This window comes from Kitasatospora sp. NPDC093102 (genome assembly GCF_040683915.1).
GTDB lineage: Bacteria > Actinomycetota > Actinomycetes > Streptomycetales > Streptomycetaceae > Kitasatospora.
On sequence record NZ_JBFBFA010000004.1, the window covers coordinates 33,934 to 48,525 of the forward strand.

At 74.3% G+C, this 14,592-nt stretch carries 12 protein-coding genes; 4 read left to right on the top strand and 8 right to left on the bottom strand.

Annotated elements, in window-relative coordinates:
- Positions 1 to 16: 16 nt before the first annotated feature.
- Positions 17 to 436, bottom strand: coding sequence for a MarR family transcriptional regulator (locus tag AB0O11_RS07910; RefSeq protein WP_363383080.1), 420 nt, complete (start codon positions 434 to 436; stop codon positions 17 to 19).
- 98 nt (positions 437 to 534) lie between these two features.
- Between AB0O11_RS07910 and AB0O11_RS07915 the strand changes: the two genes are divergently transcribed.
- On the top strand, positions 535 to 1,356 hold the full coding sequence (locus AB0O11_RS07915; protein ID WP_363383082.1) for an SDR family oxidoreductase: 822 nt from the start codon (positions 535 to 537) through the stop codon (positions 1,354 to 1,356).
- Positions 1,357 to 1,571: 215 nt separating this feature from the next.
- Here AB0O11_RS07915 and AB0O11_RS07920 read toward each other — a convergent pair whose 3' ends face one another.
- From AB0O11_RS07920 to AB0O11_RS07935, 4 genes are all read right to left on the bottom strand, one after another.
- Positions 1,572 to 2,024: a MarR family transcriptional regulator gene (locus tag AB0O11_RS07920; RefSeq protein WP_363383085.1), complete on the bottom strand. Its 453-nt coding sequence runs from the start codon at positions 2,022 to 2,024 to the stop codon at positions 1,572 to 1,574.
- Positions 2,024 to 3,487 carry an MFS transporter gene (locus AB0O11_RS07925; protein ID WP_363383088.1) on the bottom strand — a complete coding sequence of 488 codons (1,464 nt, stop codon included), beginning with the start codon at positions 3,485 to 3,487 and terminating at the stop codon, positions 2,024 to 2,026. Before AB0O11_RS07925 ends, AB0O11_RS07920 begins: the two co-directional genes overlap by 1 nt.
- A 149-nt stretch (positions 3,488 to 3,636) precedes the next feature.
- On the bottom strand, positions 3,637 to 3,993 hold the full coding sequence (locus AB0O11_RS07930) for a zinc ribbon domain-containing protein YjdM (protein ID WP_363383090.1): 357 nt from the start codon (positions 3,991 to 3,993) through the stop codon (positions 3,637 to 3,639).
- Positions 3,994 to 4,046: 53 nt separating this feature from the next.
- On the bottom strand, positions 4,047 to 5,777 hold the full coding sequence (locus AB0O11_RS07935) for a SulP family inorganic anion transporter (protein WP_363383092.1): 1,731 nt from the start codon (positions 5,775 to 5,777) through the stop codon (positions 4,047 to 4,049).
- 455 nt (positions 5,778 to 6,232) lie between these two features.
- Between AB0O11_RS07935 and AB0O11_RS07940 the strand changes: the two genes are divergently transcribed.
- The 3 genes from AB0O11_RS07940 (at position 6,233) to AB0O11_RS07950 (ending at position 9,523) form a co-directional block, all read left to right on the top strand.
- Positions 6,233 to 7,318: an acyl-CoA desaturase gene (locus tag AB0O11_RS07940; protein ID WP_363383095.1), complete on the top strand. Its 1,086-nt coding sequence runs from the start codon at positions 6,233 to 6,235 to the stop codon at positions 7,316 to 7,318.
- Positions 7,319 to 7,380: 62 nt separating this feature from the next.
- Positions 7,381 to 8,535 (top strand): glycosyltransferase family 1 protein, encoded by a 1,155-nt coding sequence (locus AB0O11_RS07945; protein ID WP_363383549.1) that lies wholly within the window; start codon positions 7,381 to 7,383, stop codon positions 8,533 to 8,535.
- Between the two features lie 73 nt (positions 8,536 to 8,608).
- Positions 8,609 to 9,523, top strand: a complete 915-nt coding sequence (locus tag AB0O11_RS07950) for an alpha/beta hydrolase (RefSeq protein ID WP_363383097.1) — start codon at positions 8,609 to 8,611, stop codon at positions 9,521 to 9,523.
- Here AB0O11_RS07950 and AB0O11_RS07955 read toward each other — a convergent pair.
- From AB0O11_RS07955 to AB0O11_RS07965, 3 genes are all read right to left on the bottom strand, one after another.
- Complete coding sequence (locus AB0O11_RS07955; RefSeq protein WP_363383100.1) at positions 9,507 to 10,547, bottom strand: IPT/TIG domain-containing protein; 1,041 nt, start codon at positions 10,545 to 10,547, stop codon at positions 9,507 to 9,509. The genes AB0O11_RS07950 and AB0O11_RS07955 overlap by 17 nt on opposite strands.
- Positions 10,548 to 10,688: 141 nt before the next feature.
- Positions 10,689 to 12,707, bottom strand: a complete 2,019-nt coding sequence (locus AB0O11_RS07960; protein WP_363383103.1) for an AAA family ATPase — start codon at positions 12,705 to 12,707, stop codon at positions 10,689 to 10,691.
- Positions 12,708 to 12,799: 92 nt separating this feature from the next.
- Positions 12,800 to 14,419: an ADP-ribosyltransferase domain-containing protein gene (locus tag AB0O11_RS07965; protein ID WP_363383105.1), complete on the bottom strand. Its 1,620-nt coding sequence runs from the start codon at positions 14,417 to 14,419 to the stop codon at positions 12,800 to 12,802.
- Positions 14,420 to 14,592 lie beyond the last annotated feature (173 nt).

Below are 14,592 nucleotides of genomic sequence, written 5' to 3' on the forward strand. Positions count from 1 at the left end.
GTCGTCGGAGCGGCCGTCAGGCCTCCAGGATCAGCTGCAGGAGTTCGCGCAGGGACGCGCACTGGGAGGCGCTGAGCCGGGCCAGGGGATCGCCGGCGAAGGGCATGCGGGCGCGCAGATCGGCGGCGACGTCGCGGCCGGCCGCGGTGGCGGCGACGCGCTTGACGCGGCGGTCACCGGGATCGACGCTGCGCTCGACCAGGCCTCGGGACTCCAGGCGGTCGATGATCACGGTCACGTTGGACGGCTCCGCGTGCAGCCGCTCGGCGATGCGACGCGTCGGGACCGGGGCCTCGGCGGCGAGCAGTGCCTTGGCCTGTAGCGGGGTCAGGTCGTGGACCGCTGCGGCGGCCTCGGACTCCTGGCCGTAGCGGCGGTTGATGGCCGCGAAGAGTCCGACGATCTCCTTGGCGAGGTCATCCGATGGGTGAGGCATGACCACCAGGGTATCCAGGTGCTTGACAAAGTGAAATATCGGGGCACATAGTTATGGATCATATTGGTTATGACTCATAAGTATCCGAGGGCAGCGACATGAGCGACAAGACCGTCCTGATCACCGGCACCTCCTCCGGCATCGGCCTGGCCACCGCCGTCGCCGCCGCGCGCGGCGGCTGGCAGGTGATCGCCACCATGCGGAACACCGCGAAGGCCGGCGCGCTGCTGGCGGCCGCGGAGGAGGCCGGGGTCACCGTCGACGTCCGGGCGCTGGACGTGACCGACCCGGCGTCCGTCGAGGCCTGCCTGGCCGGCCTCGACCGGCTGGACGCACTGGTCAACAACGCCGGTGCGGGCCACGTCGGCACCCTGGAGCAGGAGAGCGTGGACGACGTCCGCGCCGTCATGGAGGTCAACTTCTTCGGGGTGCTGCACGTCACGAAGGCCGCCCTGCCCCTGCTGCGGGCGAGCAAGGGCCGGGTGCTGACCGTCACCAGCGTCGGCGGCGTGGTCGGCCAGCCCTTCAACGAGGCGTACTGCGCCGCCAAGTTCGCTGTCGAGGGCTTCATGGAGTCCCTCGCACCGGTCGCGGCCACGGCCGGCGTGTCCGTCGGCGTCGTCGAACCGGGCGCGGTGGCGAGCGAGTTCGTCGGCAACGTGGGCCTCGCGGACGACGCACCGGAACAGGCCGGGCCGTACGCACCGGCCCTGTCCGCCTACCTGGACCGCACCCGCGGCGCCTTCGCCAACGCGCAGGCACCCGAGGACGTCGCCGCCCGGATCCTCGACCAGCTCACCGCCGAACGCCCCGCCTTCCGGCTGCTCACCTCCGACGCCGCCCGGGCCTTCGCCGGAACGAAGCTCAAGGACCTCGACGGCTCGGCCGTGCAGAGCCTGACCGCCGGCTGGGTCGCCTAGCTGTTCTGTCCCGTGAGGTCGGGGACGCGGCAGTCGGGCAGCGTCGACGGGTGTACCGCCGGCGGCCCCTGGACCCGGCGCTCCCGGCCGAGTTCGGCTCCGGCACGCACCGCCCGGTACACCGCCCGGGCCGGCCGGGAGCCCCGGAGCGAGCGCGGGCCGCCGAAGGGGTCGGCCGGGGCACTCCAACCGCAGATCTCCTCGGGACCGGCGCCTCAGCCCAGGAGCTTCGCGACCACCCGGTCGAGCGCGCGGATGTCCTCCGGCGGCAGCGCGAGCAGCGCGTCCGGCGGGGTGGTGAGGATCCCGGTGGCGAGCGCGGCCTTCGCCTCGCCCTCCTCGGTGAGGTGGACCAGCTTGGAGCGCCGGTCGGCCGGGTTGGTGATGCGTTCGGCGAGGCCGCGCCGCACCAGGTCGTCCACGATGACGCTGGTGTACGGCGGGTCGGCGCCCAGCCGCTCGGCCAGCTCCCGCAGGGTGATCGGGCCGGCGGCGAGCCGGCGCAGCGCCCTGACCCGGCTGAAGCTCATGCCGAGGGCTTCGGCGACGGTCTTGCGGCGGTCGTAGCGCTCCAGCACCAGCGCGTACATCCCCTGCCAGGCCCGGGCCGCCGTTCCGGTGTCGGACTCGTTCCCCTCCGGGTGCCCGCCGGTGTCAAGGCGCTCCATCAGGCGTCCACCGTCTCCTTCGTCTTCCCGGTTCCCTCGGCCGCCCCCTCGGCGGCGAGCCGCTGCGCCGTGCGCTCGGCCGTCGCCCGGGCCCACCGGCCGGAAGTGAGCGTACCCGTGACCAACACGGCGGCACCGCAGCCGGCGATGATCCACCACGCCGCCCGTGCCGCCCCGGTGAAGGCCGCCGGGTCCGCCTGGGCCGCCCCGGCCATCAGGGCGCCGGTCACCGCGACGCCCAGCGACTGGCCGACCTGCCGGCTGGTGGAGGCGACGGCGGCCGCCACCCCGGCCTGCGAGCGGGGCATCCCGGAGACGGCGGTGTTGGTGATGGGCGCGTTGACCAGACCGAAGCCGGTGCCGAAGAGCAGGAAAGCGAGGACCAGCAGACCGGTCGGCAGGTGCTCGGAGTAGCCGATCGCCTGGAGCACGGCGCTCGCGGTCAGCGCCGTCCCGGCCAGCAGCAGCGGCGTGCGCGGCCCGCGGGTGGCCACCATCCGGCCGGACAGCGGCGCGGTGAGCAGCGACATGACCGCCATCGGCAGCATGAACAGCCCGGCGTGCAGCGGGTCGAGACCGCGGACGTCCTGGAGGTACAGGGAGCTGACGAACAGGAAGCCGCCGAGGCCGGCGAAGGCGGCGACCGCGATCACGGTGGCGCCCGAGAAGGGGGCGGAGCGGAAGAACCTCAGGTCGATCAGCGGGTCGGTGCGCCGGGGTTCGTACCACAGCAGGCCCAGCAGCGCGCCCAGCGCGGCCGCCGTGCAGCCGAGCACCAGGGGCGAGGTCCAGCCGCGCTCCGGCGACTCGATGATCGCGCAGGTGAGGGCGGCGAGCAGCACGACGACCAGCAGTTGCCCGACCGGATCCACCCGGCGGGTGCGGGCCGCCCGCGACTCCGGCACGTAGCGGCCGGTGAGGAAGAGCGCGGCCAGGCCGATCGGGACGTTGATCCAGAAGATCGCCCGCCAGCCGGCCGACTCCACCAGCGCGCCGCCGATGATCGGTCCGGCGGCCATGCTGATGCCCACCACGCCGCTCCAGACGCCGATCGCGCGGGCGCGCTGCCGGGAGTCCGTGAAGGTGTTGCTGATGATCGACATGGCGACGGGGTTCAGCATCGATCCGCCGACCGCCTGGAGCATCCGCGCGGCGATCAGCCAGCCGAGCCCGGGGGCCAGGCTGCACAGCAGGGAGGCCCCGGTGAACACCACCAGCCCGATCCGGAACACCCGGCGGCGGCCGATCCGGTCGGCGGTCGAACCGGAGAGCATCAGCAGGCTCGCCAGCAGCAGGGTGTAGGCGTCGACCGTCCATTGCAGCCCGGACACCGAGGTGTCCAGGTCGCGCCGGATGGCGGGCAGGGCCACGTTCAGGATGGTGTTGTCGAGGCTGACGATCAGCAGGCTCATGCAACAGATGGCGAGCACGAGCCACGGCCGCGGTCGGGCGGCATCGGGCATGACGAACGCTCCACGATTATTTGTGTTGTTGTAATTATTGCGAGCATACAACTAACTCGGTGGGCGACTCCACCCTCGACCGGCCCCGGACAGCAGAACGGCCGCGCCCCGCCGATCTCCTCGGCGGGGCGCGGCCGTTCAGGCGCGGGTCAGGCCTTCTTGACCACGCTGGACTTGAGCTGCATGGCGCCGAAGCCCTCGATGCGGCAGTCGATGTCGTGCCCGTCGACGCCGTCCACCAGGCGGATGTTGCGCACCTTGGTGCCGGCCTTGATGCCGGAGGCGCTGCCCTTGACCTTGAGCGCCTTGACCACCGTCACGGTGTCGCCGTCGCTCAGCACGTTGCCGACGGCGTCCTTGATCACGCGCTCGCCGGCCGGCGCTCCGGCCTGGTCGGCGCCGGCGGGCACCCACTCGTGGCCGCACTCGGGGCAGACCATGAGGGCGTTCATCTCATAGGTGTACTCGCTGGAGCACTGCGGGCACGGGGGAAGGTTGTCGCTCATGGGTTCAGGATATCCAGGGTGTTCGGAGGTGGTCTGCGGGACGAATGCGGAGGTCAGCGGGGGTTCCGGTCAACTGCCGGGCCGGTGGCCGCGAGGTCGTGGCCGGTGGGGGCCTCCCGGTCGTGCAGATGGGTACGGGCGTGGGCGATGGCCTCGGGGGTGGTGGCGAAGACGTGCCCGTCGGCGCGCAGCCGGTCGAGCACGCCGAGGGCGTCCAGTGGCCGGTGGTGTTCGTCGCGGATGCCGGAGACGAGGACGAGGGTGCCGCGGCGCCGGAGTTCGGTGATGGCGTCGCCGAGGACGGTGGCGCCGCTGGCGTCGATCGCGCTGACCCGCGACATCCGCAGGATCGCCACCCTGACCTCGGCGGACTCGGTGAGTTCGAGCAGGAAGCGGTGGGCCGCGGCGAACAGCAGCGGCCCGTCGATCCGGTAGGCGACGATGTGCTCGGCGAGCAGCGCCTGCTCCTCCTCGTGGTGGTCGGCCGGGGGCAGGTCGACGTGCAGCGGGACCTGCTCGATCCGGGCGGCCTTCGCGACGGCGGCGAGCGCCAGGACACCGGAGACGAGCATGCCGACGACGACGGCGGTGACCAGGTCGAAGGCGAGGGTGGCAACGGCGGTCAGGGCCAGCACGGCGGCCTCGCCGCGCCCCGTGCGGGCCAGTGCCCGCAGCGAGCCGACCTGGACCATGCGGACGGCGGTGGCGATCAGGACCCCGGCCAGGGCCGCCAGCGGAATCCCCGCGACCAGCGGCGCGGCGGCGAAGACGATCACCGCGAGGACGGCGGCGTGCACCAGGGCGGCGAGCCGGGAGGCGGCACCGGAGCGCACGTTGACGGCGGTGCGGGCGATCGCGCCGGTCGCGGCGACACCGCCGAACAGCGGGGCGGCCAGGTTGGCCAGGCCCTGGCCGAACAGCTCGCGGTCGCTGTCGTGGCGCTCGGACACGCTCATCGCGTCGGCGGCGGTGGCGGACATCAGTGACTCCAGCGCGGCCAGCGCGGCGACGGCGAACGCGGAGGGCAGCAGCGCGGGGACGGCGGAGAGGTCGAGGAAGCCCAGCGAGGGCGCCGGCAGGCCGGTGGGCAGGTGGCCGATGGTGGCGACGGGCAGGCCGGCCGCCCTGGCGGTGACGGTCGCGGCGACGACGGCGATCAACGAGAACGGCAGTGCGGGCCGCAGCCGTACGCCGATCAGCATCACGGCGGCGACGGCGAGCGCCACCCCGACGGAGGCCCAGTGCGGTGCGGCAGCGAAGTCGCGCACCGCCCGGGCCGCGACCACCGCGGGGTTGTCGCCCTCGGGCTTGCGCACTCCGAGTGCGCCGGGCACCTGCTGGAGGGCGATGACCCCGGCGATGCCGACGGTGAAGCCCTCCACCACGGGCACCGGCACGTACGCCATCCAGCGCCCGGCCCGGAGCAGGGCGAGGGCCACCAGGACCACCCCGGCCAGCAGGCCGACGGTCAGCACGCCGCCGGTTCCGTAGCGGGCGACGATCGGGACGAGGACGACGGTCATGGCGCCGGTCGGCCCGGACACCTGGAGGTTGGAGCCGCCGAAGACGGCGGCCAGCGCCCCGGCGACGACGGCGGTGGCCAGTCCGGCCTCGGCGCCCGCGCCGGAGGAGATGCCGAAGCCGAGGGCCAGCGGCAGCGCCACGATCGCCACCGTGAGGCCGGCGAGCAGGTCCTTGCGCGGGGAGCGGCCCATGGTGGCGAGGATCGCCCGGGTGGGAAGGACGGAACGCACCCGGTCGCCCATGACGGTGGCGAGGCTCATCCCGCGCCCCCCTCCGACCGGCCGGCTGCCGGCCGTTGCTCGCCGATTGCCGCGGTCACGACCGCCCCTTCCTGCGTCCGCCGGCGCCCGGATGCGCCGTGTACCGGTCCAACGGCACGCCAGCATGTATGAAATTGAAGAATTTTTCAAATCACTTGTTTCGCATGTGGTGGATGCCGACAGTAGTGATCTCTTGCGGTCAGTGGCGGCCGAACGGTCGGGGCCCACGCGCACCGCCCCCGGAATCCGTACGGACGATCGCCCGTCGCACGCCCGACGGATCCCTCGGGTGCTCCGCGCCGCCGATCCGGCCGCCCGGGGCACGACCCGGAGCGAACCCGGGACAAGGACGATCCGGGTGCGCAAGGCTCGGGCCCCGGCCCAGGACGCGCGGCCTCCGCGGTCCGGCCGGGCCTGGCCGGAATCCGATTGCGCGCCGAAACCGGAAGGGTGGCATGACCGTTCAGGACCCCCCGACCGCCGGGACCGCCCGGCGCGGCGAGTTCGCCGAGCTGTACCGGCGCGTCGCGGAGGCCGGCCTGCTGCGTCGGCGCCCGCTGTACTACGCCTGCCGGAGCACCGCGCTGTTCGCCGCACTGGCGGGGCTGCTGGCCTGGTTCGTCGCGCTCGGCCCGAGCTGGTGGCAGCTCGGCCTCGCGCCGCTGTTCGCCTTCCTGCTGGGCCAGTTGGCGCTGCTCGGCCACGACGTCGCGCACCGCGCGGTGTTCACCGAGCGCCGGACCACCGAGCTGGCCGGCATCGTGCTGGGGAACCTCGTGGTCGGCATGAGCTACGGCTGGTGGGTGAGCGACCACAACCGCCACCACGCCCACCCGAACCACGAGGGCCACGACCCGGCCGCCGACGCCATCCTCTTCGTCAGAACCGCCGAACAGGCCCACCGGACACGGGGGTTGCGACGCCTCGTGGCCCGGCACCAGGCGGAACTGTTCTTCCCGCTGCTCTCCCTCCAGGCCCTCGGCCTGCTCATCGCCACCGGCCTGACCCTCACCCGCGGCACCGTCCGGCGCCCCGTCCTGGAACGCGCCCTCGCCGCACTGCACTACGCCCTGGCCGCGGTCCTGACGGCCGTCGTGCTCCCACCGCTCCAGGCACTCGCCTTCACCGCACTGTTCGGGGCGCTGCTCGGCGTCTACCTGGGCTGCATCTTCGCCCCCAACCACAAAGGCATGCCGATGACCGGCCCCGGCGCCGAGCGCACCGACTACCTCCGGCGGCAGGTTCTGCCCTCCCGCAACCTGCGGGCCGGCCGGTTCGTCCACTTCCTCTTCGGCGGCCTCGGCTACCAGATCGAGCACCACCTCTTCCCGGCCATGCCGGTGGCGTCGCTGCGCCCGGCCTCGCACATCGTGCGCGCGTTCTGCGCGGAGAAGGGCCTGCCGTACGCCGAGGCCGGTCTGACCGCCTGTTTCCGGGAGATCCTGCGGGACCTGCGCGCGGTCGGCCGGTCCGTCCCGGCGGGCCCGGGCGGGGCGGAACCCGGCCGGTCGGCCGTGCCGGGGCCGGAGGCCGTCCGGTGAGCGGAGTCCTGCCCGGGCCGACGGCGCACGCCACGGACGGCCCGGTCCACGGCGGCGAGCGGCTGCGGGTGGTGATCGTCGCCGAGTCCTTCGCCCCGCAGCTCAACGGTGTGGCCCACAGCGTGCTCCGGACCGCCGAGCACCTCCTGGCCCGGGGCCACCGCCCGCTCGTGGTGGCCCCGGCGGGCCGCATCGCACGCCGGCGTGCAGGCGAGCCCGGCGACCGGGCGTACGGCTACCCGGTGGTCCGCGTCCCGTCGCTGCCGCTGCCCGGGTACCCGGAGGTGCGGATCGCCCTGCCGGGGCGGCAGGTCGCCGACGCCGTCGGGCGGCACCGCCCGCACGTGGTGCACCTGGCCGGCCCGTTCGCGCTCGGGGCGGCCGGAGCCGCGGCGGCCGGGCGGGCGGGCGTCCCCGTCGTCGCGGTCTACCAGACCGACCTCGCCGCCTACGCCCGGACGTACCTGCCCTTCGCGGGCCGGGCCGGGGCCCGGCTGGCCTGGCACCGGCTGCGGCACATCCACGCGGCCGCCGCCCGGACCCTGGCGCCTTCCCGGGCCTCGCTGCACGCCCTGGCGGCCCACGGCGTCCCCCGGCTCCACCTGTGGCCGCGCGGCGTCGACTGCGTGCGCTTCCACCCCGGCCACCGGGACGAGGCCCTGCGGCTGTGCCTCGGCCGGCCCGGCGAGGTCCTGGTGGGGTACGTCGGACGGCTCGCGCCGGAGAAGCAGGTCGAGCGGCTGGCCGAGGCGGCCCGGCTCCCGGGCGTGCGGCTGGTGGTGGTCGGGGACGGCCCGTACCGCGCCCGGCTGGCCGCCGCGCTGCCGGGCGCGGTCTTCCTGGGCCGCCGCTCGGGGCACGAACTCGCCCGGCTCTACGCCTCGTTCGACGTGTTCGCCCACACCGGGCCGTTCGAGACCTTCGGCCAGACCCTCCAGGAGGCGATGGCGAGCGGTCTGCCCGTGGTCGCCCCGGCGGCCGGCGGTCCGCTCGACCTCGTCCGTCCCGGACGCACCGGCTACCTCGTACCGCCCGGCGCGGGCACCGGATTCCGGGAGGCGGTGGAGCGGCTCGCCCGGGACGAAGGGCTCCGCCGGGCGCTCGGCCGGGCGGGCCGGGCCGCGGTGGCGGAGCGCAGCTGGGAGGCGGTCGGCGACCAACTCATCGGGCACTACCGGCAAGCCGTCGCGGAGGCCGCCGTGCCCGTACGCCGCTGACCGGGGCCGGCCCGCCACGACGACGACCGACCCGCACCACACCACACCGCACCGAGGAGACGGACCGACCACCATGCAGCAAGCCACCGGCAGCCGGCCCGCACCGCCCGGCCTGCTCGCCGCCGCGTACGTACCCGGCGCCGGCCCGGATGCCGAAACCGCCGTGTTCCTGCACGGGCTGGGCGGCTGGACGCACAACTGGGCCGCGCTGATCGACCGCCTCCGGCCGTCGGTGCACTGCCTGGCCCTCGACCTCCCGGGCTTCGGGCGCTCCGCTCCCCCGCCCGACGGCCTGGTCACCGTCGGACGCCAGGCCGCCGCCGTCGCCGGTCACCTCGACCGCACCGGGCACCGCCGCGTCCACCTGGTCGGCAACTCCCTGGGCGGGCTCACCGCCCTGCGGCTCGCCGCCGACCGCCCGGACCTGGTCGCCTCGCTGACCCTCGTCTCCCCGGTCCTGCCCGGCTTCCCGTCGGCCCAGGCACTGCGGGTGTCCGTGCTCGGCCTGCCGGGCGCTTCCCGGCTCCACGCCCGGCAGTTGTCCACCCGAAGCCCCGACCGGCAGCTCGACGACCTCTACGGCCTGATCTACGCGGACCCGTCCCTGGTCGGCGCCGAACAGCGGGCGGCAGAGGCCCGCGAACGCCTTCGCCGAGCCGAACTTCCCTACGCCCAGGACATGTTGGCCGAGGGCGTGCGCGCCGTCGTCCGGTCGCACCTGTACCGGTCGGCCGAGGAGTCGGCCTGGCGCCAGGCCCGCCGGGTCCGCGTCCCCACCCTGCTGGTCTACGGCCGCGAGGACCGCCTCGTCCCGTTCCGCACGGCGGTCCGGGCCTACGCCGCCTTCCGTGACGCCCGGCTCCTCACCCTGCCCGGTGTCGGCCACGTCGCCATGCAGGAACGTCCGGCGCCGGTGGCCAGGGCACTGCTCGCCCTGGTCGCCGGGGCCGGCCTTCCGGCAGCCAGAGCTGCTACGGCGTGTAGGTGAACGTCACCGGGTCGCTGGTGCCGCCCGCCGTGGTCACCGTGACGCCCACCGGGCCGGGCCGGTCGGCCGCCGGGGCGGTGGCGGTGCACAGCTGCGGGCCACAGGAGGCGCGGGTGGCGGGCTGTCCGCCGAAGGAGACCGTGCCGCCGGCCAGGTCGTCGCCGGTCACGACGATCGCGGTGCCGCCGCCGACCGGGCCCGAGGGGGTGTTCAGGCCAAAGAGCGAGGGCGCCGCCGGGGGCGGCGGCGGGGCACCGGTGTAGTCGAACGCCGCCGGGGCCTCGACCGGCCCGCCGGGTCCGACCACGGTGACGGCGGCACTGCCCGAGCCGCCGGGTGTGGTCACCGCGCAGGCGGTGTCGGTGCAGGTGCCGGGCGCCGGAACGCCGCCGACCAGCACCATCGCACCGGCCAGGCTTTCGCCGGTGACGGTCACGGGGGTGCCGCCCGCTCCCGGGCCGGTGGTGGCGCTGACCTCGTCGATCCGCGCCTTCGGGGCGAACAGCGGTGGCAGCAGGCCGATGCCGAGCAGGTAGGTGGAGACGTGTCCGGTGGGGATCGTGTCGTTGGCGTTGGCCACCCTCGCGGTGATCGCGCCGGTGACCGGGCCGGTCCCCTCCGCGACGACCGGGATCTGCATGAACTCCTCGGCCCCGGAGCTACGGTTGCCGTTCAGGACGGCCTCCAGGTGGCGGCCGTCGGGCGAGACGGTCTCGGTGAAGGTGTAGTCGTACGGCGTGGAGTGGAACATCGCGCCGCCGGTGGTGAGCCCCGGGGGCAGGTCGACGGTGAAGTGGGTCGGCCCGGTGAGGTCCTCGGTCCCGATCGACCTCCAGGACACCGAGAAGACGCCGTGCCGGTTCTGCTCGGTGGGGTAGTTCCCGGCCTGGGTGAGGACCACCCGCTGGCGCATGAGGGTCGGGCCCCCGGTGGGCACGGTGGTCGCCCCCGCCGTCGCGGTGGCGGCGGTCAGGGACAGGGCTGCGGCGAGACCGGCTCCGGCCAGTCTGATGATCGTAGGCATACGGAAATCCTCGCGGGCACCCGGCAGTTCGGCGGCCGCTTTTCCGAATTGCCCGAACCGGCGCGGCTTTTGGCGCGATCCCGCCCGCCCGCCGCCCGCCCACCGCCCGTCCTCCCCCGCCCGTATTCCCCTGGCGCGCCGTCACCCGGCCAGCGGCGCGGGCAGCGGGCGGGAGTGCAGGACGTCCAGCCGGGAGACCGCCCTGGTCACCACCACGTACAGCCGGTGCAGGCCGCGAGCCTCCGCCTCCACGATGGCGGCCGGCTCCAGCACCACCACGTGGTCGTACTCCAGCCCCTTCACCAGCGAAGCCGGCAGCACCGTCACCCGCGCCGCGGTACCGACCTGTTCGGCCGCCCCGGTCGGGATTCCCGCCGCGCGGAGCGCCTCGGCGGCCTCCGTCACCGCGCCGTCCGCCGCGATCACCGCGATCGAGCCCTCGCGCTCCAGCGCGGCCCGCACCGCCGCCACCGCCGCTCCGCCCAGGCTGTCGCCGTCCACCCGCCGTACCGTCAGCTCGCCGTCCTGCCGCAGCGACACGGCCGGCGGAACGTCCACGTCCAGCGCGCCCAGCAGGGTGTTGGCGAGTGCCATCACGGCGGCCGGGACGCGGAAGCCGGTGGTCAGCAGCACCACCGCGGCCTGCGGCTTGCCCAGGTGGGCGAGCTGCTCGGACCAGCTCCGGGCGGCCCACGGGGCGGTCGCCTGGGCGAGGTCGCCGAGGACGGTGAGGGAGCCGAAGGCGCTGCGGCGGGCGATCGCCCGGCACTGCATCGGGGAGAGGTCCTGGGCCTCGTCCACCACGACATGGCCGAAGCCGGCCGGGCGCTCGATCAGGCCGGCCACCTCGTCCAGGAGCATCAGGTCGTGCTCGGACCACGGGGCGCTCCGCTCCGAGCGCGGCGGCCGGCGCCACAGGACGGCCGCCTGCTCCTCGGGGCCGAGCACGCCGTCGGCGGCCTCGGCCAGCGCGGCGGGATCGCTCAGCAGGGCGGCGACCACGGCCTCCGGGCGCAGATCGGGCCAGGCGGCCTCCAGGAAGGCCGCGACCGGCCTGCAGCGGCCGATCTTCCGCGACCAGGCGCCGGACCTGACGCCGGACCGGCGCTCGGCCTGGTCCTGGAGCATCGCCACCACCCGGGTACGGAGGCTCTCCCGGCCGACCGCGTACGGCGGCGCCTGCTCGCGCAGTTCGGCGACCGTCCGGTCGAGCCGCTCCGGCGAAACCCGCCACCGGTAGGAGCCGTCCGGGACGACCAGTGGCTCCGAGCCCGTCGCCCGGACGCGACCGTACAGTGCCCGGCGCAGCACCGTCGCCATCCGTGCGTCCTGCTTGACGGCGGCGGCCCGTTCGTCGTCCACCGAGCTCACCGGCCGGGTGGCGACCAGGTCCTCGACGGTGCTCTGGGTGACGTCGATCTCGCCGAGCGCGGGGAGCACCTCGGCGATGTAGCGCAGGAAGGTCCGGTTGGGGCCGATGACCAGCAGGCCGCTGCGCCGGATCCGCTGCGGGAAGCTGTGGAGCAGGTACGCGGCGCGGTGCAGCCCGACGGCGGTCTTGCCGCTGCCGGGCGCGCCCTGCACGCACACCGACTCGCTCAGCCCGCCCCTCACCAGCGCGTCCTGTTCGGGCTGGATGGAGGCGACGATGTCCCGCATCGGGCCGGTGCGGGGCCGCTCGATCTCGGCGGCCAGGATGCTGCCCGCACTGCTGCCCCCGCTGCCCGTACTGCCCGCCGGGCCGCGCCCGCCGGCTCCGCCGAGGGGCTCGTCCTCCAGCCCGGTCAGCTCCTCCGGCGCGCCCAGGCTCCACGGCGCCCAGCCGAACCAGCGGCGCCGCGCGAGCCCGAGCGGGGCGTGGGCGCTCGCCTGGTAGAACGCCCGGGAGACCGGGGCCCGCCAGTCGACCACCAGCGGCGGCACCGTCGGGTCCTCGGAGATCCGCCGTCGGCCCACGTAGTAGCGCTGCCGCCGGTGGTCGCCGGCCTCCGCGGTGTCGGCGAAGTCCAGGCGGCCGAAGAACGACGGGCTCTGCGGCAGCTCCCTCATCCGCTTGGCGCGGGTGCGCAGGTACCGGCCGAGCGCCTCCGCGCCGGCACCGTCGCCGGAGACGTCCTCCCCGGCGGCGACCTGGTGGCTCGCGTCCCCTTCCTGCACCACGGGCTCACCTGCTGCTCAGAGTTCAGTATAACTTAACTCAGTAAGAATACTGACTTGGTTGCCATTCCGAGGAGGGGTTCGGCCCAGGCGCCTCAGGACACCAGGGGCGCCTCCTCCAGCTCGGTCAGCGTCACGGTGCACAGGCCGCCGCGCTCGGCCCGCACCTCCGTGACCTCCAACTGCGTGCCGGGCAGCAGGATGAACTCCTCCTCGCCGGTGAACGCCGAGAAGTTCTTGATGCCGGCCGCCCGCACCGGGCGCACCTCGAAGAGCGTCCGCTTGCCCCGGCTGCCGAGGAAAGACCGCGCCACCCCGAGCTCGGAGGTACAGGAGGACACACCCCACCACGTGACCGTCTTCCCGAGCGGGTACTGCCGCCGCAGGTCCAGCGACACCCCGCGCCACAGCGGCGCGGTGCGGGCGGGCAGCCGCGACACCGCCGCGAACAGCAGCCGCAGGTACGGCAGGTACGGCACCAGCCGGCCACGGTCCGGCGAGCGCAGCACCGCGTTGATCTCCCGGTAGAACGCGGACTCGCAGGTGTACAGGTGGAGCGCGGCGATCTCGTCGGCGGACAGGCCGGTGGCCGCCCCGTCCGCCCGCCGCTTGCCGAAGTCGTGCGACAGCGACACGTGCCGGTCCAGGCCGCGCAGCAGCTCGGCGACCGGCGACACCGCCTCCCGGAAGCCCAGCAGCGGGGTGTCGAACACACCGGTGATGGCGGGCAGGACGAGGCCCTCGTCCTTCACCCCGGCGAGTCGGTCCAGGTAGAGCTGGTGCAGCTCCATGGTGGAGGCGATGAAGGCGCCCATCCGCTCGGCGGTCCCGTCCTGCGCCCCGCCGGCCTGCGCCGACGGCGCGTTCCACCCGGCGCTGGGCAGCCAGTCGACCTCGTCGGCGCCGAGCGAGGCGAGGGCGGCGTTCACCGTGGCGAAGTGCCCGCCGTCGCAGAAGATGTCTCCCTGGGCCGCCGGGTTGGCGTGGTCGATGTGGCGGACCTCGACCTCGGGGTACTTCTCCTGCAGCCGCAGCACGACGTTCTTCAGGCTGCGCGCGTGCGCACCCCACCAGGCGAAAACGACGTAGCGGTCCTCCTCGGCGGACTGCTGCTTGGCACGGAGGATCTCCTCGACGATCCGCTCGGCGACCGGCCGCCAGAACCCGGTGTGCTGGTCCGGCCCCATCCCGCCGTCGCTGCTCGCGGTGAGCGCCGCGTTCAGCAGCAGCACGCCCTGGGTGAGCATCGCCTGGAACCACTCCGGCGGCTGGACCGTCTCCTGCTTCTTCAGCAGCGCCCGTATGTCCGCGATCGGCGTCTTCTTGGGGATGCCGTACTTCCACATCGCCGCGGCCTTGATCAGGCAGCGGATGCTGATCACCCGGCCGAACTGGCTGTCCTTCCAGTCGTGGAAGGTGTTGTCGAACATCGCGATGCCGGTGGCGCTCTCCGGCCTCGGATACGGGTTCTGACCGAAGACGACGACCTTCCACTTGTGCGGCGCGTGCGGCTTGAGCGCCTGGAAGGTCAGCTCGCGGACCGGGACGACCTCCGGACTGCGGCCGGGGCCGATGAACGAGGCCGCGCCGGGCTGCGCCTCGATGACCGGCTTCAGCAGCGGCAGCCACGGCTCGCCGCCGCCCGTGAAGAGCTCCGCGAGGGCGAGCGGGTCGTTCGGGTCGGGCTGGGCGGCGGGGGTGTCGACAGCGCTCATGGTGGTGCGACTCCGGCTGGTCGGGACCGTACGAATGACAGACGAACGGCAGATGATGAACCGTCAGCTTCCCTGGCGGACACGACAGTCCTACCAGCGGGGTCTGACAATCCGGCCCGCCCCGACCGGCCGCCGACCGGGGCGGGACGGATTGTCAGACCCGGGCGCTAGCT